At 49.0% G+C, this 20,673-nt stretch carries 21 protein-coding genes and 1 other RNA gene; 7 read left to right on the forward strand and 15 right to left on the reverse strand.

Translation table 11 applies throughout. The features are described 5' to 3' along the window. The first annotated feature begins 397 nt into the window (after positions 1-397). Positions 398-3,121, forward strand: a complete 2,724-nt coding sequence (gene mgtA, locus K5Y30_RS13790) for a magnesium-translocating P-type ATPase (protein WP_222211800.1) — start codon at positions 398-400, stop codon at positions 3,119-3,121. Between the two features lie 134 nt (positions 3,122-3,255). Here the strand turns inward: mgtA and K5Y30_RS13795 are convergent, their stop codons facing one another. Together K5Y30_RS13795 and K5Y30_RS13800 are read right to left on the reverse strand one after the other, a co-directional pair. Then, the gene (locus K5Y30_RS13795) at positions 3,256-3,915 is read right to left on the reverse strand and encodes an epoxyqueuosine reductase QueH (protein ID WP_008101584.1); all 660 of its coding nucleotides are present in this window, start codon (positions 3,913-3,915) and stop codon (positions 3,256-3,258) included. Between the two features lie 123 nt (positions 3,916-4,038). After that, entirely contained in the window at positions 4,039-4,395 is a 357-nt protein-coding gene (locus K5Y30_RS13800; RefSeq protein WP_110868297.1) for a hypothetical protein, read from the reverse strand. A 224-nt stretch (positions 4,396-4,619) separates the two neighbouring features. Here K5Y30_RS13800 and K5Y30_RS13805 point away from each other — a divergent pair, with 224 nt between their 5' ends. Further along, entirely contained in the window at positions 4,620-4,787 is a 168-nt protein-coding gene (locus K5Y30_RS13805; RefSeq protein ID WP_206098222.1) for a hypothetical protein, read from the forward strand. Here the strand turns inward: K5Y30_RS13805 and K5Y30_RS13810 are convergent. From K5Y30_RS13810 to K5Y30_RS13845, 8 genes are all read right to left on the reverse strand, one after another. After that, positions 4,754-5,608, reverse strand: a complete 855-nt coding sequence (locus tag K5Y30_RS13810) for a PA4780 family RIO1-like protein kinase (RefSeq protein ID WP_222211801.1) — start codon at positions 5,606-5,608, stop codon at positions 4,754-4,756. The genes K5Y30_RS13805 and K5Y30_RS13810 overlap by 34 nt on opposite strands. A gap of 587 nt (positions 5,609-6,195) precedes the next feature. Next, complete coding sequence (locus K5Y30_RS13815) at positions 6,196-6,732, reverse strand: hypothetical protein (RefSeq protein ID WP_222211802.1); 537 nt, start codon at positions 6,730-6,732, stop codon at positions 6,196-6,198. A gap of 318 nt (positions 6,733-7,050) precedes the next feature. Beyond that, positions 7,051-9,363 (reverse strand): primase-like DNA-binding domain-containing protein, encoded by a 2,313-nt coding sequence (locus K5Y30_RS13820; RefSeq protein ID WP_222211803.1) that lies wholly within the window; start codon positions 9,361-9,363, stop codon positions 7,051-7,053. 14 nt (positions 9,364-9,377) lie between these two features. Beyond that, a complete protein-coding gene (locus K5Y30_RS13825; protein ID WP_034896820.1) occupies positions 9,378-9,719 on the reverse strand; it encodes a DUF5375 family protein in 342 nt (113 codons plus the stop codon). Next, positions 9,706-9,972, reverse strand: a complete 267-nt coding sequence (locus tag K5Y30_RS13830) for a hypothetical protein (protein WP_034896822.1) — start codon at positions 9,970-9,972, stop codon at positions 9,706-9,708. The genes K5Y30_RS13825 and K5Y30_RS13830 overlap by 14 nt, the downstream gene beginning before the upstream one ends. After that, positions 9,969-10,496: a host cell division inhibitor Icd-like protein gene (locus K5Y30_RS13835; protein WP_222211804.1), complete on the reverse strand. Its 528-nt coding sequence runs from the start codon at positions 10,494-10,496 to the stop codon at positions 9,969-9,971. The genes K5Y30_RS13830 and K5Y30_RS13835 overlap by 4 nt, the downstream gene beginning before the upstream one ends. A gap of 13 nt (positions 10,497-10,509) precedes the next feature. Then, complete coding sequence (locus tag K5Y30_RS13840; RefSeq protein ID WP_222211805.1) at positions 10,510-10,758, reverse strand: hypothetical protein; 249 nt, start codon at positions 10,756-10,758, stop codon at positions 10,510-10,512. Next, a complete protein-coding gene (locus K5Y30_RS13845; protein ID WP_222211807.1) occupies positions 10,755-11,012 on the reverse strand; it encodes an AlpA family transcriptional regulator in 258 nt (85 codons plus the stop codon). Before K5Y30_RS13845 ends, K5Y30_RS13840 begins: the two co-directional genes overlap by 4 nt. A gap of 525 nt (positions 11,013-11,537) precedes the next feature. Here K5Y30_RS13845 and K5Y30_RS13850 point away from each other — a divergent pair. The 3 genes from K5Y30_RS13850 to K5Y30_RS13860 all read left to right on the forward strand — a co-directional run bounded on the left by K5Y30_RS13850 (position 11,538) and on the right by K5Y30_RS13860 (position 15,228). Beyond that, positions 11,538-12,254: a hypothetical protein gene (locus K5Y30_RS13850; RefSeq protein WP_222211809.1), complete on the forward strand. Its 717-nt coding sequence runs from the start codon at positions 11,538-11,540 to the stop codon at positions 12,252-12,254. Further along, entirely contained in the window at positions 12,251-12,502 is a 252-nt protein-coding gene (locus tag K5Y30_RS13855) for an ogr/Delta-like zinc finger family protein (RefSeq protein ID WP_222211811.1), read from the forward strand. The genes K5Y30_RS13850 and K5Y30_RS13855 overlap by 4 nt, the downstream gene beginning before the upstream one ends. 383 nt (positions 12,503-12,885) lie before the next feature. After that, positions 12,886-15,228, forward strand: a complete 2,343-nt coding sequence (locus K5Y30_RS13860; protein WP_222211813.1) for an AAA family ATPase — start codon at positions 12,886-12,888, stop codon at positions 15,226-15,228. Between the two features lie 32 nt (positions 15,229-15,260). Here K5Y30_RS13860 and K5Y30_RS13865 read toward each other — a convergent pair whose 3' ends face one another. The 3 genes from K5Y30_RS13865 to smpB form a co-directional block, all read right to left on the reverse strand. After that, positions 15,261-16,448: an integrase domain-containing protein gene (locus K5Y30_RS13865; RefSeq protein ID WP_222211815.1), complete on the reverse strand. Its 1,188-nt coding sequence runs from the start codon at positions 16,446-16,448 to the stop codon at positions 15,261-15,263. A 192-nt stretch (positions 16,449-16,640) separates the two neighbouring features. Beyond that, positions 16,641-17,003: a transfer-messenger RNA gene (ssrA, locus tag K5Y30_RS13870) on the reverse strand. 44 nt (positions 17,004-17,047) lie between these two features. Then, positions 17,048-17,530 (reverse strand): SsrA-binding protein SmpB, encoded by a 483-nt coding sequence (gene smpB / locus K5Y30_RS13875; RefSeq protein ID WP_007886141.1) that lies wholly within the window; start codon positions 17,528-17,530, stop codon positions 17,048-17,050. A gap of 159 nt (positions 17,531-17,689) precedes the next feature. Here smpB and K5Y30_RS13880 point away from each other — a divergent pair, with 159 nt between their 5' ends. After that, positions 17,690-18,124 carry a type II toxin-antitoxin system RatA family toxin gene (locus tag K5Y30_RS13880; protein ID WP_008101549.1) on the forward strand — a complete coding sequence of 145 codons (435 nt, stop codon included), beginning with the start codon at positions 17,690-17,692 and terminating at the stop codon, positions 18,122-18,124. Beyond that, a complete protein-coding gene (locus K5Y30_RS13885) occupies positions 18,117-18,407 on the forward strand; it encodes an RnfH family protein (protein ID WP_110868282.1) in 291 nt (96 codons plus the stop codon). Before K5Y30_RS13880 ends, K5Y30_RS13885 begins: the two co-directional genes overlap by 8 nt. 54 nt (positions 18,408-18,461) lie before the next feature. Here K5Y30_RS13885 and bamE read toward each other — a convergent pair whose 3' ends face one another. Beyond that, a complete protein-coding gene (gene bamE, locus K5Y30_RS13890) occupies positions 18,462-18,809 on the reverse strand; it encodes an outer membrane protein assembly factor BamE (protein WP_222211817.1) in 348 nt (115 codons plus the stop codon). A 187-nt stretch (positions 18,810-18,996) separates the two neighbouring features. Continuing rightward, on the reverse strand, positions 18,997-20,658 hold the full coding sequence (gene recN / locus K5Y30_RS13895) for a DNA repair protein RecN (protein WP_222211819.1): 1,662 nt from the start codon (positions 20,656-20,658) through the stop codon (positions 18,997-18,999). Positions 20,659-20,673: the final 15 nt, after the last annotated feature.

Below are 20,673 nucleotides of genomic sequence, written 5' to 3' on the forward strand. Positions count from 1 at the left end.
TGTCGCTGCTTGCCAACACGGCGGGCAGCAATCCTCTCTTTACTTGATGATTGTTCCCTTAAAACGACACTGTAACGGGCCAAAGCCCGTGGGGATATCATCATGCACATGATTTTTAACACACTTTTCCCTCCGCCTCGATACGCGCGCTGAACCTCAGCGTGCTGATTTGCGCTGCGCATTAGACAGCTTCTCGCTGTTTGACTACGTGGTGTTTACCTTCGAATTTATTAATTACTCGTTATTTAACGAGCGACTCTTTTCGTCTTTAATTTCCGGGAGGTGATATGGAAATTCCCGACAGGTTATTTTTAATTTAAAAACGCATTGCCGTTAATTTAATTTGTGTGCCTCGCACGCAGGGATTTTTATTGCCGTAATAAAGAGGAATGTCACTATGACTGACATGAAACTCAACCAGGACAAAAAAGCCTGGAACACCACGCGCCAGCCGCGTCAAAAAACACCGCGTTACCTGATTGAAGATGAAGCCGGTTTTACTGCCGACGAAACGCTGGTGCGTCTGCGCAGCGATGCGCTTGGCCTGAGTGAACGTGAAGCCGAGGCGCGGCTGGATGTATATGGCCGCAATCAGGTCGAACACGACAAAGCGCCACCGGCGTTGTTGCAGTTGCTGCAGGCATTCAACAATCCGTTTATCTATGTCCTGATGGCGCTGGCGCTGGTGAGCTTTTTCACTGATTTCTGGCTGCCGCTGCGCAACGGCGAGGAGACCGATCTGACCGGTGTCATCATCATTGTGACGATGGTAACGCTCAGCGGTTTGCTGCGCTTCTGGCAGGAGTTCCGTACCAATAAAGCGGCGCAGGCGCTGAAATCGATGGTGCGCACCACCGCCACGGTGCTGCGTCGTGAGTCAGCGCAGCAAGCGCCGCTCAAACAGGAAGTCGATATCGCCACGCTGGTGCCGGGTGACATCATCTATCTGTCGGCGGGGGATTTGGTGCCAGCCGATGTACGGCTGCTGGATTCACGCGATCTGTTTATCAGCCAGGCGATTTTGACTGGCGAATCGTTACCGGTTGAGAAATATGACGTTACCGGTCACGTCACCAGCAAAAGCAGCGGTGCCAGCGAACAGGGCACATCGCTGCTGGAACTGGGCAGCGTCTGCCTGATGGGCACCAACGTGTCCAGCGGCAGCGCCAAAGCGGTGGTAGTGGCAACCGGCAGCGAAACTTACTTCGGTAGCCTGGCGAAATCGATTGTGGGTAATCGCGCACAAACCGCCTTTGACCGCGGCGTCAACAGCGTGAGCTGGCTGCTGATCCGCTTCATGTTGGTGATGGTACCGGTGGTGTTGCTGATTAATGGCCTAACCAAAGGCGACTGGCTGGATGCTTCACTGTTTGCGCTGGCGGTAGCGGTAGGTTTAACGCCGGAAATGTTGCCGATGATCGTCAGCTCCAACCTGGCGAAAGGCGCCATCGCCATGTCGCGGCGTAAAGTGATCGTCAAACGTCTGAATGCGATTCAAAACCTCGGCGCGATGGATATTCTCTGCACCGACAAAACCGGCACGCTGACGCAGGACAACATCATTCTGGAGCATCATCTGGATTGTGCTGGCGTGGAGAACTCACGCGTGCTGATGCTGAGCTGGCTTAACAGCCACTATCAAAGCGGCACGCTGAATCTGATGGATCGCGCCATTTTGCAGTACGGCAAAAACCGCGTCAGCGAAGCGGTGAGCGATACCTATATCAAAGTGGATGAACTGCCGTTTGATTTCATTCGCCGTCGCGTCTCGGTGGTGGTGCGCGATCGTCGCCTCAATCAACAGATGCTGATCTGCAAAGGCGCGGTGGAAGAGATGCTGAGCATCGCGACTGCCGAGCGTGAAGGTAAGCTGGTGCAGCCGCTGAACGAAACGCGCCGAGCAGAACTGCTGGCGCTGGCACATCAATACAATGAGCAGGGTTTCCGCGTGCTGCTGGTGGCGAGCCGCGTGCTGGCGGAGCCGGGTTTACAGCAGCCGCTGAGCGTGGCGGATGAGCAAGGCTTAACGGTTGAAGGGCTGCTGACCTTCCTCGATCCACCGAAAGAGAGCGCCGCCAAAGCCATCGGCGCGCTGCGCGACAATGGCGTTAGCGTCAAAGTGCTGACCGGTGATAATCCGGTGGTGACCGCGCGCATTTGCCAGCAGGTTGGCATCGACAGCAGCGCGATCGTCACCGGCGACCAAATTGCCCTGATGAGCGACGAGCAGTTGGCAGACGCCGCCGCGCAGAGTGCGGTATTCGCTAAACTCACGCCGCTGCAGAAATCACGCATCCTGCGCGCGCTACAGCAACAGGGCCATACCGTTGGCTTCCTCGGCGACGGGATTAATGATGCGCCGGCGCTGCGTGATGCTGATGTCGGGATTTCCGTCGATAGCGCGGCGGACATCGCTAAAGAGTCCTCCGATATCATCCTGCTGGAAAAAGATTTGATGGTGCTGGAAGAGGGCGTCATGAAGGGACGCGAAACCTTCGGCAACATCATTAAGTACCTGAACATGACCGCCAGCTCGAACTTCGGCAACGTGTTCTCGGTGTTGGTGGCGAGCGCCTTTATTCCGTTCCTGCCGATGCTGGCGATTCATCTGCTGATTCAGAACCTGATGTACGATCTGTCTCAGCTGGCACTGCCGTGGGACAAAATGGACCGCGAGTTCCTGCGTAAGCCGCGTAAATGGGACGCGCGTAATATCAAACGCTTTATGCTGTGGATTGGGCCAACGTCGTCGATTTTCGATATCACCACTTTTGCGCTGATGTGGTACGTGTTCGCGGCGAATACGCCAGAAATGCAGTCGCTGTTCCAGTCCGGCTGGTTTATTGAAGGCTTGCTGTCGCAAACGCTGGTGGTGCATATGCTGCGCACGCAAAAGATTCCGTTTATCCAGAGCCGTGCGGCGCTGCCGGTGCTGCTGACCACTGCGTGTGTGATGATCGCCGGCATTCTGCTGCCGTTCTCACCGCTGGGCGCGATGGTGGGATTGGTGCCGCTGCCATGGTCTTACTTCCCATGGCTGGTGGCAACGCTGCTCGGTTATTGCGTGGTCGCGCAGGGCATGAAAATGCTCTACATCAAGCGCTTTGGTCAGTGGTTTTAAACACATGGAGGTGAAATGCGTAACAGCAATCTCAATAAGGTGGTGTTTCACCTGATAATGATGATGGTTGTCATGGTGGTGTTAACGCTGGTGTTTCGTTAATGAAAAAAGGGCAGGATTTCCTGCCCTTTTCTTTACTCTTCGTCGGGCTGGTAATACTGCACGCCGATCTCAATGCGCTCGCGGCCGCTAGCTACGCGATGGCGATTGCTGTCGCGCAGCGAGTAGATGCAGCCGCAATACTCCTGCTGATAGAAACGTTCGCGCTTGCTGATCTCAATCATGCGTGACGAACCGCCACCTTTCCGCCAGTTGAACTCCCAATAAAGCATATCGGGATAGTGCGCCGCCGCGCGCACGCCGCAGTCGTTGATCTGTTGCATATTCTTCCAGCGCGAAATACCGAGTGAACTGGTGATCACCGGGAAACCGTTTTCATGTGCATACAGCGCGGTGCGTTCAAAGCGCATGTCGAAACACATGGTGCAGCGCACGCCACGTTCCGGTTCCCACTCCATGCCACGCGCCCGCTCAAACCAATTGTCTTTATCGTAATCGGCATCAACAAAGGGCACGCCAAACTGCTCGGCAAAGCGGATATTCTCCTCTTTACGCAGCTCATACTCTTTCAGTGGATGAATGTTTGGGTTGTAGAAGAAGATGGTGTAATCGATGCCAGAAGCCAACATCGCTTCCATCACTTCGCCCGAGCAGGGCGCACAGCAAGAGTGCAACAGGACTTTATTATGACCGTTGGGTAAGGGCAGCGGCTGGCGGGTAAAGGTGTCAGACATGAGCATTATTGGTTAATGGAGTGTTGGGTAAAGTCTAAGGGGATAGCGTTAAAGATGCAAAGTTGAGGGAAAACAGGCAATAAAAAAGGCCGCAAACGCGGCCTCTGGATTGAGCGAAGAACGTTATTCAGTCACTTTCTTTTTCAGATCGCTGGCACCTTCTTTGGTTTTATTCCAGCCTTTCTGCGTACCTTCTTTGGTGGCATCCCAACCTTTCTCAGAACCTTCTTTGGTTTTGTTCCAGGCTTTCTGCGTACCTTCGCTGGCTTTACTGGTCAGGTTATCGCTTTTGCCTTCTGCCGCATGCTTCGCTTTCAGCTGCTGCTCTTTACCTTCGTTCTGCGCCTGATGCAGTTTTTCTTTAGCAGTGTTCGCACCGGCCTGCGCGTTAGCGACAGTTTCATCAGTTGCATGTGTGGTCGCGGCAAAAGCCGAAGATGCCATCAGAATGGCTGACAGTGCAATAATGGTCTTTTTCATAATTCCCTCTTTCATGAAATATGTCGTCTCAGGTAATCATCCTGGCACAGGCCGGGATGGAAAGATTTAAGAATAAACCAGGAATGAAAAAGGTCTAGTTTCGCTGGCAAAATCACCAGTAGATAGCATTTTAGGTTGTTGCAGGAAGGGATAAGAGCCACCTGAGCGGTGGCTCTGCAATATTAATCTGCTATCTGTCTGGTGCAGCATAGCAGTGGCGCCACGTGCAACGGTTGCGTACCGAGGTTGGCAATCAGGGATTGAACGTTACGCTGGTAACGTTGTGGAATCCGGGTGGCAATAAACACGCGATAGCCGAGGCGTTTATCGCCAGCCTGCCTGAGCTGTGGAGCCGCCTCTACTCTTCGTCGCGCTCTTTAGCGGCGCGCTGACGATCATAGAACTCATCTTCGGCGGCGATGATCTCATCCATCAATGAGTTCATATCCACTTCATGCACCTCTTCTACGAAGAGACCGGTGAGCGGCGTTTCTGGCGTCAGCTTTCCATCTTCATATAACTGCCAGATCTCTTTCGCATAGCGCGTTTGCAAAATCTGCGGAGCATATTGCCCGTAATAGGCGGTGATATTGTTCACATCGCGCTCAAACATAGATTCAGCGTGGTTGTTTGCCGCGGCATCAACCGCTTGTGGCAAGTCGATAATCACCGGTCCGTTGGCATCCTGCAGCACGTTGAATTCCGACAGATCGCCATGAACAATGCCGGCGCACAACATGCGCACGATATTGCGGATCATGGTATCGAAATCCTTCAGGGCGTTCTCTTCAGTCAGGAACACATCGCTCAGGCGTGGCGCAACCAGACCTTCTGCGTCTGTGACCAGCTCCATCAACAAAACGCCGTCGATGCAAACGTAGGGCTGCGGGACGCGAACGCCAGCATGCGCCAGGCGGAATAACGCATCAACTTCCGCGCTTTGCCAGGTCTCTTCTTGCTGCTTGCGCCCGAATTTCGACCCTTTTTGCATCGCACGTGAATTACGGCTGTTGCGGACTTTGCGCCCTTCCTGATAATGCACGGCCTGCTTGAAACTTCGTTGTGTGGCGTCCTTGTACACTTTGGCACATTGGATTTTGCCGCCCGTTAACACGGTATAAACGTCAGCTTCTTTGCCGCTTCTTAGTCTTTGTAGTACTTCATCTACCAAGCCATCATCGACGAGAGGCTGGAGTCGGTTTGGGATTTTCATGCGAGTCGCCTTGAAAGAGTCCAGATACAAAAAAGCCCGTAAGGCTTGCGCCATACGGGCTCTTAGGACTTCATCGAATGACTCTGGTAATCATCGATGGAGAATTTTGGTGGGCTGGCGGAGTTTGAACATAATCCGCAAGCTCATGTATTTAGGCGTTTTTATCTAATTCAACTTTGTGTTGTGTACCTAAACGTGTACCAATTATTAGATCTCATACCCCGGAACGGCAGAGCAATGATAACGAATGCACGGCGCTAAATCCAAAATAAAATGATTTTAGAGAAAAGTGTTCACACTGTTCACTTTGATATTTTTTTAATAAATTCATTTAGTTAGGTGGTGAATGGTTTGAAGCGGGATGTACACTCGTGTGCACTAAGGGTGATCACATTAGCCGTGATGATTGAAAACCAGTCAAAAGCGGGATAAGTGAGATGATGTTATTAGATGCTTGGATAAAAAAATTGTCAGCACCTTGCCAAAAGCGAAGACCTGCTTAGGTCAGAGTGTGATATCCAGTTGTGATGCACGTCATTAAAAAAGCACTTAAGGATTAAAATTCCGAAAGTGCCTTTCTTAATTTTTTACTTAACAAGTTTTATTGTTATGCCGGAGTTAGGGCCTGGAGGAACGCCTAGTGCCGTATCTACACCTGGGTTATTACGTAAATCCTCAAGAATTTCATCTGGTCGGAATTTCTTACCAATTACATCTTGAGATTCAGGGCGAGGGTTTTCTGAGTGTCTTGCTCGGTAAGCTTCAACAAATTCAATTCCTTCTGCTTTTGCTCGCGAACTCAAGCCTCGAGCATATAAACGATTGAATTCTCCTTCAGCTAAAGTTTGAGCAGCCGTGTGGGGGACTTTAGCCTGAATCATCTCAGTGCTATTTGGCTTTCTTCGAGGATAATGGGTGGCTAGTAATCCTCGATTTAAGATCTCTCGCTCAAGCCATGAATCATCCTGTTGAGATGCTTCTTCTAACAAAGATGGCCACTCAGCCTTACCTTGAGCAGTGAGATAGTTGCTCAAATAAAAACTATTATTTTCTTTATCAAATTCAATTTCTTTTAGCATGAATCCTTTGGTTGAATCATCTAAATTAATGTAATTTAAAGACATAAAACCCTCAGCTATGTATAGTTAAGAAAAAGAAAAATCTAAATGTAATATTTTATTACAAGCCATATTAAGCAATCATATCTTTTGATGCAAAAGGAAAATTTACCATTTTTTTTAAAAGATGGTTTTTCCTAATCTCTGCAATAAGAACCAGTATTGTGAGTCTCTGACATTAGCTCCACTAATTAAGACTGTAATTAAGTCGGTGGATACGGTTGCTAACATATGCTTCTCGCTAATAGCTAATCCCATCTGATATTTACCTATATCATTAAAAGTGTAAAACCGGCCTAAGCCGGTTTATGTGATATCGAGTAATCAGATGCTACACGCTGGCAACCAATCTGCCTCGCTGTCTTCATGTAACGTCAGATTAGTTTGTATGCCGTTATTCGTGCGGCGCTTGATTAACACGCGCTCGTACTCTTTCAACGTTTGCGGCACCGCTTGGCCGAAGGCCGTCAGGCTGAGCGGGTGCTGATGGCCGCGCGATTCCATAAATGACAAATACGCATGATAGAGATAGCGCTTCGGGTTTATCGGGCGAATATTCGCGTTACCGATAAACAGCCCGTTGGGTGTGCTCAGCGGCATCAGATAGCCACAGAAATCGACCAGCGGATCGGCTTGTCGCTTTATCTCCAGCGCTTCGCCGGATGATTGTTGCGCCTGCAACAGCTCGCGCGCTTCATCAGGTGAAGCGAAGCGCTGCATCAGATGACGAACAATTACGGCCAGCTCGGCGCTGATTTTGTCGAGCAGCTGCGGGTCGCGCTCTTTCGCCGGTATCACCTCCGGGAAGGTCAGGATTACCCGGCGACGCGAAACGCCGCCGCTGCGGTCACTGAAACGCATCGGATTATTGTTCACCGCCAAAATCACCGCCGGGATATGGGTTGAATAGGCATCGCGATATTTGGGATCAATAGCGACCGCATCGCCGCCGGTAATCGCTTTGATGCCAGCGCCGTCGCCGCTCCATTTCTCCTGATCGGGCAGAATAATCAGCGAGAATCCCACCACGCTGGCACGTTCCCGCGATGACTCCAGCGTGTCGATGGTGGCGGATGTGGTGTTATCGCGGCCAGCGAGCAGCGTGGCGATCGAGGCTAACACGCTTTTCCCGCTTCCACCTGGACCAGTCACTTCCAGGAACATCTGCCAGTCATAGCGGTTTGCCAGCACCATAAATAACGCCGCGAGGATGCGCTCCTGCTTGTCGTGATTGTGTCCGGCTGCCCGCGTTAACCAGCGGTAAAAGTTTGGCGCGTGGTCTGCGAGATTTTCACCGGGGCGCGGCGCAGAGTAATCAACGCTGTTTACCGTGCGCAACCAGTTCTCGCGACGGTGCGGGCTGAATGTGCCGTTGGTCGTATCAAAAACGCCGTTACGAAAACCAATCAGACGGCGTGCCGGTTCACCCATTTGCGGCACCATCAGCTTGAGCGTATCGAGCACGCTGCCAATTCCGGCCGCTGAAAACGGTGCGCGCACCTTCTGAAACAGCGCAGCGATTTCGCGGCGCAGCATCTGCACCGGCATCACCTGCCACGCGCCGTTCTCATAACGGCAAATTTCCTCGCCGACGGGTGGCACGGCAAGCGCCTGCCCGTAATGACCGACCAGCAGCTCCGCCTTTTCACTCGCGCTCATGGCTTTGAGGTCGGCCTCGCTCACCGACTCAAACGGGCTTGGCTTGTGAGGTTGAGTGAATGCGGAAAGTAGAGCCTGCGTAGCGATGTCGCCCTGTGCCTGCCATACATCGTTCCAGTCGCCGGTTTCCGGCGGTAAAGCGGCCTTGCCCTTACAGGCTTTCGCTGCTTCCTCGGCCTTAAGCTGGCCTGTGCCGTTGTCGTCCCGATCAGCGGCAATCAACATCAGCGCATCAGGATTGGCTTTACGCAGTTGCGCGGCAAGTGCCGGCAGATTATTGGCGCTGAGCGCCACATAAACGGGTTGTCCCGTCAGGCGCTGAACCGTAAGGCCGGTTGCATAGCCTTCGGTGAGCCACAGCGTTTTGCCGTCAGATTTGCCTGCAAGGTGATAAGCGCCTTTCACCTGTCCGCCGGGCAGGGTGCGCTTATCGCCAGCGGCGCTGATTAGCTGAATGTTGACGGCATTGCCGCTATCGTCGGTTAGCGGCACAAGCAGATCGCCAGCCGCAAAACTGATTCCGCCACAGTGCAGATTGACAGCCAGCGTTAACGCTTCAGTGCTGTGCAGCCCTTTCGATAAAAGGTAGGCGTTATCCGTGCGGCTGACGGCGGCGGCGATCAGCTTCTGCGCCCGCGCGGCGGCCTCAGATTGTGCGACTGCTTTATCAACTGTGTTTACCGGGGCTTTTGATACCGGTGGCAGCGCGCCCAGCATATCGGCGATTTTGATTGCCGCCTCTTTGGTGCTGACGTCGAGCGCCTTTTCAACCAGATTCAGGCCGTCACCGGCTCCACACTGGTTGCAGTGCCACGTACCGCGACCGTCCTGATTGTCAAAGCGGAAACGATCTTTGCCGCCGCAAACCGGGCATGCGCCGTGTCTGCCGCTGGCGTGGATGCTGATGCCGAGCGCGGGCAGCAGTTGCGGCCAGAATCCGGCGGCCGCTTTTACCGTGTCAGAGACAATGTGTTTCATCTGCTGGATCTCCCTCAGTGCAAGGTGGCGCGGCGAGTCGCGGCAAGCTGGCTACAGAACAGCTCATCCATCATGGTCGCGCCAAGACGGGTCAGGCGCGGCGGCGCGGTAAGCAGGTCAGGTTCAACCATATCGCCCAGCATGGTGCAGGCCATTTCCATTCCGGCTTCTGCGCCGTGTCGACGAACATAAAATCCTTCCAGTTCGAGCGCGATGGTCATTTGTAGCTCGTCGAGCGTTGCCGAAACGGTGATGCCCAGCGTTTTGCAGGCGTTGAGATAACCCTGCGCCAGCGCGCGACGGTAAACGGCAGTGCGTACTTCAACAGGTAAGCAGGAATTATTAGCGGTCATCATGGCGAGCCTCCGTGGCAAGAATCAGGGAATCACAGGTTTCAACGACTTTACCGAGCTGGTCAGTAAGAAGGGCGACGACAGAAGCCAGTGCGGCGCTGTCTGGCACGCAACTTTGAGCACTGAGGCAATGAACGGAATCGAACATATCAAGCACTGTTACGCCGACGGAATGAGCATGCAGCAGGCGTAGATAATCGGCGTGTGGAATTGAATAGGTGCTATTGCTGTTGGTGCGAGCGGCAAGAGTATTCATGCAGCCACCGCCTGTACCGGCACGCGGCCAGCGAAGCACAGGACATAGTCACGAATGAAATTGGCACGGGCTGTGCGCTCGTCTTTCGCCGCAAAACGCAGCATGCAGGGACGGGCAGCGCGATCAGTGCGGTGCACTGCAGCGAAAATAAATATGAATTTAGGATGAGTGGCAGTAAGAACTGAAACCATGATGATTGAATCCTTTGTTAGCTTGTAAAAGCTACCACCGGAGTTCCTACGCTCATGGGTGGTAACCCGGACGGGGGTAGGAATACCGGCAACAAAGGAAACCGGCCAGCCCGAAAGCTGCCCCGCCCGGGCCACCATAACGCAGACGTAACAGTGGTAAAAAATCCACTGCCCGTAAAATGGGTGCACTGAGGCGATGACACAAAAAAACACGCATGGCGCGTGTTGTGTCGCCTTTGTTTTACACGGGTTCCTACGCCCGACTGCCGATTTTGCGGCAGCGCGAAAACTGTATAACGGCCGCTCGCCAGAGAAAAGGCTTTTTTCGTTCATTAGTACGTTTTCCTTAGCAATCGGTCAGGACTTGATCGGACTGCTGCGGATTTGATCGGCGTTTGCTGTCAGCTTTACCCGTTATGTGATTTCTTGACTGAGCTTTTTTGCCCAGAACCGAAATATGGCCGTGCATACCACTGTTAAAAGAAGGTGAAGTTGGTGGCTTATTGCTGATTGCGCTTGTGAGGCCTCCAGCGATAAAGGTTGCTTCATCTTTGGTCAGCGGAAATGAGAGGGTGTTGAAATTCAGCGTGATCATGCTCCACCACCTGCGCGCTGTGCGATGCGTGATTGCATCCAGCCATCAATTTCAGAGGCCAGCCAAGCAACGTTTTTACCACCGAGGGAAATCTGTGACGGAAACTGCTCACGGCTGATTAAGTCATAAATGGTCGAGCGTGACAGGCCGCAGGTGTTGATCACTTCTGGTAGGCGCATGAAGCGATCACGAGGGTAAGAAACGTTGCCAGTTAAAGGCGTCATTGGGGTTGGAATAGGGGAAACTGCATGCATGGTGTTACCTCATAATGAGTCCGGTCGGTGCTGCCCGGTTCCGGGTGTGTCTTTAGGTAACTCGCTATTTTGAGAATATTTTATCTAATGTAAACAACCCCTTGTTTGCTGATAAATGAGCAAAAATTCAGCTCTGTTCTATCCTGTTACACCCTGTTTGCCAGGGGATGCCAAAGCTTGCCTTTTAATAGCTAACGGTAATTGAAATGGCCAAATTAGTAGGAATAAATTCTATAAATAGCTAGCCAGAAAAAGGCTGCTATTTGAAAGACGGTGAAGACTAATGAACACTGAGTGAAGACTTAACGTGTATCTGTTCACTACTTTAATTACTGTATTTATTATCTTTTTTACTTTAGTGAACAGTAGTGAATAGTTTTATAAGAACTAAAAGTATTCAAGGTATGTTCCAGCCGCAATCTTGGGTTTGTTTGCTGAGCGACAGGCAGAAAGCAATGAAATGATTTGTCCGTTGGTGCACGACAGAATGTCTTCATCCTTTACAGACGATGCGAGACAAAAAAGATGAACACAACAGCAAACAAATCAGCCTCACTAATTCGATTTGAAAAAGCGCGAGCGGAACATACTGAACAGATGACGGCATTTAATGGTGTTGTCGCTAACATCACCCGTTGCGAAAAAGAGCGTCAGGCCGCTATCGAGGCGGGTAAGGAAGCTGAGAGTAACTGGCGCACTAATTTTCGAAAACTGCGCGGTAATCTCACGGAGGAACTTCGCGCCGAACACACTCAGCGTATAGCCAATCGAGAACTGGCCGATGAGTTTGCGGGATTGTTGAAAGAACTGGAGCTGGATAAGCAGTACGCCGTGCTGTGCTGTTGTACCAGCGGTAAAAAATACGTTGAAGCACATCAAACTGCTTTTACTGAGTTTGCAGACTCGCATTGGGAATCGGCACTGCGAAACGTTAGCCCTTCGTTGCTATGGGCGATCAAGTTGCGCATTCAGCGCGAAAAAATTGCCTCAACCTTTGTCGGAGACGATCGTGACCCGATCCGCGATATCGCTGGGCTTGTAGGAGAAGCATTGACGCGAGCTGCTGCCGCGCTGCCTGAAAGTGTTCTAAATGAAGCTCCATTACTGGAATCTATCGGTGTCCGTCGTCCGGCTCTGACGGGTGTTGATATGGATCTATATTCGCGTCCTTTACGCCGTCAGAAGCTGGCGGAATCAATCAGGGAGCAGCGTTTAAAACTTCAGGAGGGCGACCAGCAATGATGCACTGCCCTTACTGCAAAAGCCCGGCGCACGCTAAATCCAGCCGCTATATGTCCGAGCAGGTAAAAGAGCGTTATCACCAGTGCACGAATCTGGATTGCTCCTGCACGTTTAAGACGAATGAAAGCATCACGAAAGTCATAACCTCGCCGCCACCGCCGGAAACAGTTGAGGACGTTTCGCCGATGCCAGTTAAAGAACGGCAGACGTTAGGACGATACGGCTCAGCATTTCGAATCACTCATTAATCCTCACAGCCGCTGATCACACAGCGGCTTTTTTATGTCCGCTATTTGCATTTCGAAAGCTTTTTTCTGGCAAGCCGCTTTATAAAGAGCCGTGCATGCATAGGTTGCATGGATTTGCATGCAAGATCATGCGCCAACAGTATGCGCTGAGGCTATACAGGGTGTGGCTCAGATGGCTTTATGCACCTGCATGAAAAGCGGTCCATAAAGCGGGCAGGCGAGGGGGGGATAGCATTGCGCGCTTGAGCCAAAATAAAATTATCCACCCCTATGAAATATCGAGTTTTAAATTAACTTTGATGTGGATTTTTGTTGACCTATCGGTTTAGTGTATGTATTGAAATCGTTTTTTATATGACATTAATTTCAGTATGGAGCGCTGTATGCTATATAAAATTGTAAAGCTTAATAATATCAAGCAATTAAACCACACATCTTCACCTGATCATGGCTTTGAGAGTTTGAATTTGATTTATGGAAATAATGGAGCTGGCAAATCAACTCTATGTAAAGTGTTTAACTTCATCAATGATAAAGACCTTTCATTGTTAGAAAAATTAAGGTCAATAGAATGTGGTAATACTGATAACATCGAGTTGAATTTTCTATTTCATGAAAATGGTAAAACTAAATCGATCACTACTAAAAACCTATCAGAATTAATCTGGAGGTTTAAGGTGTTTAATCAAGATTTTATTGATAATAATGTTTATGCAGGTTCGAAAGTAGCTAGCAGCAATTTAAAAAACTACCATGATTTTTGCTTAGGTGACTCTTCAGTTGACAAGCAAAAAGAAATAAATAATTTAAAAATCGAAAACGAAAATAATATTATTCATTCAAACGTTATTAAATCAAGAGTAGAAGCAAGGTTTAATTCTAGAGTTGATATCAAAGCCATCAAAAAAATAAAAGAAAAGAAGAGGTTCGAACCTGAAAGTGAACTATCGTTTTTAAATAAAAAACTTGTTGATTTGTCAGGTGTTTCAATTATAAAAATAAGAGCTAAGCCTAATAAAATAAGCTATGAATCACCTAAGATTGATTTTAGTTTTTTGGATGTTTCTTTAGAAAGTATATCTAAGGATGCTAAAATAAAAGTTGATGAGCATATAGCCGAGCATCTCAAAGAAAGGGATGTGGGCTGGTTAGAGACTGGATTCGCTCTTGTTACAGAAAGTAATCATTGTCCTTTCTGTGCTCAGCCTCTAAGCAATTCATCTATCTTCTCCATGTATAAAGATTTTCTTGGCAATGAATATGATAATGCTGTTTCAACGTTTGAGGGTGACAGCGCCAATGAATATTTAAAACTTTCAGAGAAATGCTCTGAATTTGAAGAGATAAAAAATTTAATAGAACGTAACGAAGTCACCATAAATACTTGGTTAGATAAAGTAGAGCTCACTCATGCTAAGTATGATAATTTTTTAATTCACGAAAAGTTTTGTGTTCTTCTTGCTGATCTTGATTATTTAATAAATCAAAAACTTAAAGACATATTTTATGCCGTGGACTATAAAGAATTGGAGTTAAAGTTTAAAAGTCTTTTTGAAGAGATAGATTTAAATGAATACAATAAGCAAATTGATGTTGCAAACAATAAAATAAACCATTATTTGCAGACCCTAGATCAAGAAAATATCGATGATGTTAAAAGAAAAATATCAGACATTGAAGACTATAAATTGAGATTTCAAGAGGATACTCTCAAAGATTTAATCGATTATGACTTTTACGAGAAGAAAAAGAAAGAAAATGAAGTCAAAATTAAATTATTAAGAGAGGAAATAGTTAGAGAGCAAGAAGGGATAATTCATAAGCATAAGGATGAAATTAATCAACTATTATTAGGTTTTAATAGCAATATCAGAATTGTCGAGATTAATAGGGATAATAAGGCAAGTGGCGGAAATACTAGATTCAAATTTAAAATTGTTTTTTTAGGGAAGGAATTAGCATTAGAGAATGAAGATGAAAGTAAGCTCTTGCTTACTGAGATCTTAAGCATGGGGGATAAATCGGCTCTAGCACTGGCATTCTTCCTCTCTAAGTTCAAAAGTAAAATCCACGAGAATGACATTTTAGTATTCGATGATCCCATGTCATCATTAGATAGTCACAGACGAAATAAAACGATAGTTGAATTGTCTGATATTACATGTAGAGGTGCTCAAGTCTTTGTTTTTAGTCATGATGCTGCATTCTTGACTGAGGTGAGGAAATATTCAGGTAACTCATCAATTTCTAAGTGCTTTGAATTATCTGTTAGCATCAATGACTTAGATGAATATGATGTTAACAGTGATAAAGTATTTAAATCTAAGATAATTCACAAAAGTGATTTTGATGCATATGTTAAGCACTCCTATGAACTCGAATATAGAAAACTATATGATTTTGTAAAGTCGCCTTCAGAAGATAGCAAGGTTGCAATAGCTAGACTGATTCGTCCTATATTGGAAGCCTATATGCGAATGCATCTACCTAATCATTTCACTGAGGGGCATTGGCTAGGAGAAATGATAAACCTAATTAGAAATGAAACGGATCCAAAAAGCCCACTTTATGATAGTTCAAATTGCCTTTCAAAAATTGAACAGATAAATGACTATTCTAAGAGCTATCATCATGCAGATGGATTTGATACAAAAGTAAAAGAATTAAATGTTCAGGAGTTGCATGGAATAGCAAAAAACACATTGCTATTCATCACTGGCATTTAATGTAATAAAAGTGAGGCATCGCCTCACTTAGTTCAACTTCTCACCAAAGCAGCCCACCAAAGCATGAGGTCTATTCTTTGAACTAAATATGTTGAGCGATTATAAGCACGCCTTACTTCATTCTTGTCACTGTGAGCTAATGCAGATTCAATTACATCTGCATTGAAGCCATGTTCATTAAGAGCTGTGCTGGCTATTGAGCGTAAGCCATGAGCGACAAGTTTGCCGCCATAGCCAATTCGCTTTAAAGCTGCATTAGCTGTCTGGCTATTCATTGGTAATTTTGGATCATTCCTGCTTGGAAAAATGTATGTACGCTTTGCACTGATTGTCTTCATTACATTAAGAATATCTAATGCTTGAGGTGCTAGAGGAACAATATGCTCGCGTTTAGACTTCATACGTTCAGCCGGGATCGTCCAAATTTTTCCATCAAAATCGATTTCTGTCCATTGAGCGCCTGAAGCCTCTGAGGGTCTAACTATGGTAAGAAGTTGCCATTCAATTAGACAACGAGTCGTAATTGATAGATTAGACATAGCCAACGAGCGCATTAGTCCAGGCAATTCTTCCGGTCGAAGTGTTGGCATGTTTTGCTTTTTGGGTTTTTCAAAAGCCATACCAACGCCTGAAGCCGGATTTGCATCAATCAACCCGGTGTTGACTGCATAAATCATGATCTCGTTGATGCGCTGCACCAACCGGCGAACTGTCTCAAGCGCTCCGCGAGCTTTAATCGGCTCCAGTGCTTCAACGATCGTTCTGGCCTTGAGTGCCTGAACAGGAATATCACCGATAGTAGGGAAGATGTCCTTCTCCAGCGATCGCCAAATATCCTTAGCATAATCCTCGGTAACGCTTTTGCTCTTAAGCTGGAACCACCTTCCGGCAACAACTGAAAAAATGCTATCCAGTTCGATTTGCTGTTGTTCTGATACTTCCTCTTGCTGCTTCTGCGGGTCAATCCCTTGCGCAAGCAGCGACAGATATTGGTCACGCATTTGGCGTGCGACAGCGAGCGTTAGGGCAGGGTAAGAGCCAAGGCTGAGATTTGTGCGACTGCTGCTATTTGGTCGCTGGTAGCGAAAACGCCAAAGCTTCTTACCTGATGTTTTGACAAGCAAGAAAAGTCCGTCGCCATCGTGCAGCGTAAAGTCTTTCTCTTGAGGCTTAGCTTTGAGGATTTCGTTGTTGGTGAGGGGGCGTGTAATCCGCGCCATGACTAGTTTCCGTCCATAATTGGTACACGTTTTTGGTACACATTATAGCGTGTACCAATTCGTGTACCAATTATCTCTGGATTCAGGCGGATCGTCTCGGAAGGTTACAGACACAAAAAAGCCCGCAGGGCTTGTGCCGTGCGGGCTTTCAGGACTTCTACGGATGACTCTGGAATCATCTTCGAAGGATTTTGGTGGAGCTGGCGGGAGTTGAACCCGCGTCCGAAATTACTACACCGTCGGCACTACATGCTTAGTCAGTCTTTACATTCGCCGGCCAGCTGCGGACAGACACGCCACTGACAAACTAGCCTGATTAGATTTAGTGCTTCAACCCCAGGCAAGGCATCCACACGATCTCTTTTGGGTTTGACCTCTCTTGATCCCCGTCTTAAGAGCGGAAGCTAGGGAGAGAGGGCTTCAAAGCAGGTTATTAAGCTGCTAAAGCGTAGTTTTCGTCGTTTGCGACTATTTTTTTGCGGCTTTTTACGAGGCAAACCGCCCCTCGGCATGCTCCTAAGGCTTCACAATCCCGTCGAGTCCAGAATCAGCCCCAAGAAATTTCAATACTACAGACAAGCGACGCCAAAATCCAGCGCTTAACGCTTTGAATTCTTCATAATACGCGCTTTGTCCATCTTCCATTCGCGTTCTTTCACGTCGTCACGCTTGTCGTGCTCTTTCTTACCGCGTGCCACACCGATTTTCAGTTTGGCCCAGGCATTTTTCCAGTACATCGACAGCGCAACCACGGTAAAACCTTCGCGGTTGACGCGACCGTATAGCGAATCGAGTTCGCGTTGTTTCAGCAGCAGCTTGCGGCTTCGCGTGGGATCACACACCACATGCGTTGAAGCAACCGCTAGCGGCTGGAAAGTAGAGCCGAACAGGTAAGCTTCACCATCGCGCAACAGAATGTAGCTATCGCTGATGTTAGCCTTACCGGCACGGAGTGATTTGACTTCCCATCCTTGCAACGACATACCCGCCTCGAACTCTTCTTCAATGAAGTATTCATGACGTGCGCGTTTATTGAGGGCAATAGTGGCTGAACCGGGTTTGTTAACTTTTTTCTTTGTCATAGTGCGGCGTAGTCTACATCACTCAGTTTATGGGCGCATCCCCTGTCCTGCAGGGCGGTAAAAAACACTCCATTTTAGCACAGCAAGCAAAGCCGTGAATTTTTGTTTGGTGACTGAAAATGGTATTATTCAATGGTTTTGTGATGAACAGGAACCATTATGGCCCAGATTAGTCGTTCAGCGCTGGTCCCTTATAGCGCTGAACAGATGTACCGTCTTGTGAATGACGTGGATGCTTATCCTCAGTTTCTGCCGGGTTGCACCGGCAGTCGCGTGCTGGATAACAGCGGAGATCAAATGACCGCGGCCGTTGATGTCTCGAAAGCGGGCATCAGTAAAACTTTCACCACGCGCAACACGCTGATCAGCAACCAAAGCATATTGATGCAGTTGGTTGATGGCCCGTTTCGTAAATTGACCGGCGGCTGGCATTTCACTTCATTAGGTGATGATGCCTGCAAGGTTGAGTTGAACCTCGATTTTGAGTTCACCAATATGCTGGTAGAAATGGCGTTCGGCCGCATCTTTAAAGAGCTGGCAAACAGCATGGTGCAGGCGTTCAGTCAGCGCGCAAAAGAGGTCTATCGTGCCTGATATCAGCGTGGAAGTGGTTTACGCACTGCCAGATAAGCAGTATATGCGTGCCGTAACGCTTGAAGAAGGCGCAACCGTTGAGCAAGCGATCAAGGCTTCGGGGTTGCTGTCACTGCGTAAAGATATTGACCTGAACTCGAATAAGGTTGGGATTTATAGCCGCCCGGTAAAATTGGGTGATGCCGTCCAGGATGGTGATCGCATTGAGATCTATCGTCCGCTGATTGCCGACCCGAAAGAGTTACGGCGTCAACGCGCAGAGCGGTCAGCTGAGAAGAAATAGTCGGAATGTAAAAACGAAAAAAGGCGCTTAAGCGCCTTTTTTATTGCCGTTCGCTTAGCCTTCTTTGCCTGAGAGCTTCGGCTTATTGTCGATGTTAGTCAGCGTTCCGTTGCTGTCAAAGGTCAGCGTCAGAGTTTGCTGTTTCACACTTTCATGACCTGGTTCCTGACGGAACACGTAATACCAAACGTTGCTGCCAAACGGATCGCGCATCATCGGCGTACCGAGCGTGTAGGCAACCTGCTGCTGCGTCATGCCGTTATGAATCTTCGACACATCGTTGGCGACCAGGTAATTCCCCTGATTGATATCCGGACGATACACAACGCGCTCAAGGGTGGAACATCCAGCGGTCATCATCAACATTACTACTGCCGCGGCAGTCAGCGTTTTACAGCGCATCTATACATTCCTTTTCTGGGGCCAAACGCCTTTCAGCAGGCTATTTTTTTGCCATCAAATTCTGAACTCTGCCTGCGGCAGGCTTTATTACTCAGACGACATAACTGCCGATGATAATAAACCTTTTCGCTATTTGAAACCTCTACAGAGCAAGCATATGACCACCAGCCGGGAAAAAAGTGCGGTATCAGGCGGCTAAAAGTTCTTTGGCGTTGGCCAGCGTGTTGCGCGTTACCTCGCTGCCGCCCAGCAAACGCGCCAACTCTTGCAGACGCGCGCGTTTATCCAGCGGCTGCATATGCGTTTCTGTCATCGCGCCATCGGTCTCTTTGCTGACGTAGAAGTGCTGATGACCGCAGCCGGCAACCTGCGGCAGGTGCGTGACACACATCACCTGCGTTGACTCGCCCAGCTGACGCAGCATTTGGCCGACGACTGCAGCGGTTGGGCCGCTGATCCCTACATCCACCTCATCGAAGATCATTGCTGGCGTTTCCATTTTCTGTGCGGTAATCACCTGAATCGCCAGAGCAATACGCGACAGCTCACCGCCGGATGCCACTTTGCCCAGCGGCTGGAGCGGTTGGCCTGGGTTCGTCGTAACGCGGAAATCAATGCGCGTTGCGCCATCTGCAGTAAGTTGATCGGCATTGAACTCCAGCACAATGGCAAACTGGCCGTGCGGCATTGCCAGCGTGCGCATGCTTTGCGTGATCAGCTGGCTCAATTCTTGAGCGGAATGCTCGCGCAGTTGATGCAAATTTTCAGCGCTGACTAACGCGGCTTTGTGGTGGGCGACAACTTCAGACTGCAAAGTTTCCTGATCGCTCTCTTGTTGCGAAAGCAATTCCGCTTCATCCAGTAGCTGCTGATAAAGCACCGGCAAAGTTTCAGGTGAGGCATGGTGCTTACGCGCCAATGCAATCTGCCGTGACAGACGTTGCTCCAGCTCATGCAGACGATTGGGATCGAGATCCAGACGTTCGCAGTAGTGGCGCAGTTCATCGCTGGCTTCACTGAGTTGAATCGCGGCTTCCTCCAGCAGATTGAATACGCCGCTGACTTTATTATCCAGCGTCACTAATTCACCCAGCATGTGGCGGGCGCTGTACAGCAAGCTTTGCAGGTTGGTGTCATCACCATCGGCGAGAATTTGCAGCGCTTGCTGGCTGGTAGACAGCAACTGGCCGCTGTTCGCCAGGCGCTTGTACTCTTCATCAATCTGTTCAAATTCGCCGAGCTGTGGGGCAAATTCATTGAGTTCTTTCAACTGATACTGCAGCAGCTCTCGGCGGGATTCACGCTCTTGCGAGAGCTGCTGATGCTGCGCCAGCGCGCGGCAACTCTGATGCCAGCGTTGATAGTGCTGGCGCATTTCAGACAGCAAATCATCGTGGGCTGCATACGCATCCAGCAGATGTTTTTGATGATCGGATTTGAGCAGCAATTGGTGAGCATGCTGACCGTGAATCTGAATCAGTAACTGGCCCAGTTCACGCAACTGCGACAGCGGCACCGACGTGCCATTGATAAAGCCACGCGAACGACCATCCGCGCTAATCACACGCCGCAGCAAACACTCATTGCCTTCATCCAGCTGATTCTCCACCAGCCAGCGTTGTGCGGAAGGCGAAGCTTTGAGTTGGAAGCGGGCGCATATATCAGCGCGGCTGGCACCCTGACGCACCATATCTGCTTCAGCGCGGCCGCCCAGACACAGGCCCAGCGCATCAATGGCGATAGATTTACCCGCGCCGGTTTCACCCGTGATCGCCGTCATACCACGATGAAAGTCGATCTCCAGTTCACGAACGATAGCAAAGTTACTGATGGTCAATTGTGCCAGCATAGAATCACCTGTATG

The sequence above is a fragment of the Pantoea sp. DY-5 genome (genome assembly GCF_019795955.1).
Taxonomy (GTDB): domain Bacteria; phylum Pseudomonadota; class Gammaproteobacteria; order Enterobacterales; family Enterobacteriaceae; genus Pantoea; species Pantoea leporis.

What these genes read in the sequence shown, in the direction of transcription:
- K5Y30_RS13840 (WP_222211805.1), bottom strand. Translation starts at nt 10,758, where the DNA reads ATGATCACGCTGAATTTCAACACCCTCTCATTTCCGCTGACCAAAGAT.
- K5Y30_RS13855 (WP_222211811.1), top strand. Translation starts at nt 12,251, where the DNA reads ATGATGCACTGCCCTTACTGCAAAAGCCCGGCGCACGCTAAATCCAGC.
- K5Y30_RS13880 (WP_008101549.1), top strand. Translation starts at nt 17,690, where the DNA reads ATGGCCCAGATTAGTCGTTCAGCGCTGGTCCCTTATAGCGCTGAACAG.
- bamE (WP_222211817.1), bottom strand. Translation starts at nt 18,809, where the DNA reads ATGCGCTGTAAAACGCTGACTGCCGCGGCAGTAGTAATGTTGATGATG.
- K5Y30_RS13850 (WP_222211809.1), top strand. Translation starts at nt 11,538, where the DNA reads ATGAACACAACAGCAAACAAATCAGCCTCACTAATTCGATTTGAAAAA.
- K5Y30_RS13830 (WP_034896822.1), bottom strand. Translation starts at nt 9,972, where the DNA reads ATGAATACTCTTGCCGCTCGCACCAACAGCAATAGCACCTATTCAATT.
- K5Y30_RS13860 (WP_222211813.1), top strand. Translation starts at nt 12,886, where the DNA reads ATGCTATATAAAATTGTAAAGCTTAATAATATCAAGCAATTAAACCAC.
- K5Y30_RS13865 (WP_222211815.1), bottom strand. Translation starts at nt 16,448, where the DNA reads ATGGCGCGGATTACACGCCCCCTCACCAACAACGAAATCCTCAAAGCT.
- K5Y30_RS13820 (WP_222211803.1), bottom strand. Translation starts at nt 9,363, where the DNA reads ATGAAACACATTGTCTCTGACACGGTAAAAGCGGCCGCCGGATTCTGG.
- K5Y30_RS13795 (WP_008101584.1), bottom strand. Translation starts at nt 3,915, where the DNA reads ATGTCTGACACCTTTACCCGCCAGCCGCTGCCCTTACCCAACGGTCAT.
- mgtA (WP_222211800.1), top strand. Translation starts at nt 398, where the DNA reads ATGACTGACATGAAACTCAACCAGGACAAAAAAGCCTGGAACACCACG.
- K5Y30_RS13810 (WP_222211801.1), bottom strand. Translation starts at nt 5,608, where the DNA reads ATGAAAATCCCAAACCGACTCCAGCCTCTCGTCGATGATGGCTTGGTA.
- K5Y30_RS13800 (WP_110868297.1), bottom strand. Translation starts at nt 4,395, where the DNA reads ATGAAAAAGACCATTATTGCACTGTCAGCCATTCTGATGGCATCTTCG.
- K5Y30_RS13835 (WP_222211804.1), bottom strand. Translation starts at nt 10,496, where the DNA reads ATGAACGAAAAAAGCCTTTTCTCTGGCGAGCGGCCGTTATACAGTTTT.
- smpB (WP_007886141.1), bottom strand. Translation starts at nt 17,530, where the DNA reads ATGACAAAGAAAAAAGTTAACAAACCCGGTTCAGCCACTATTGCCCTC.
- recN (WP_222211819.1), bottom strand. Translation starts at nt 20,658, where the DNA reads ATGCTGGCACAATTGACCATCAGTAACTTTGCTATCGTTCGTGAACTG.
- K5Y30_RS13815 (WP_222211802.1), bottom strand. Translation starts at nt 6,732, where the DNA reads ATGTCTTTAAATTACATTAATTTAGATGATTCAACCAAAGGATTCATG.
- K5Y30_RS13845 (WP_222211807.1), bottom strand. Translation starts at nt 11,012, where the DNA reads ATGCATGCAGTTTCCCCTATTCCAACCCCAATGACGCCTTTAACTGGC.
- K5Y30_RS13825 (WP_034896820.1), bottom strand. Translation starts at nt 9,719, where the DNA reads ATGATGACCGCTAATAATTCCTGCTTACCTGTTGAAGTACGCACTGCC.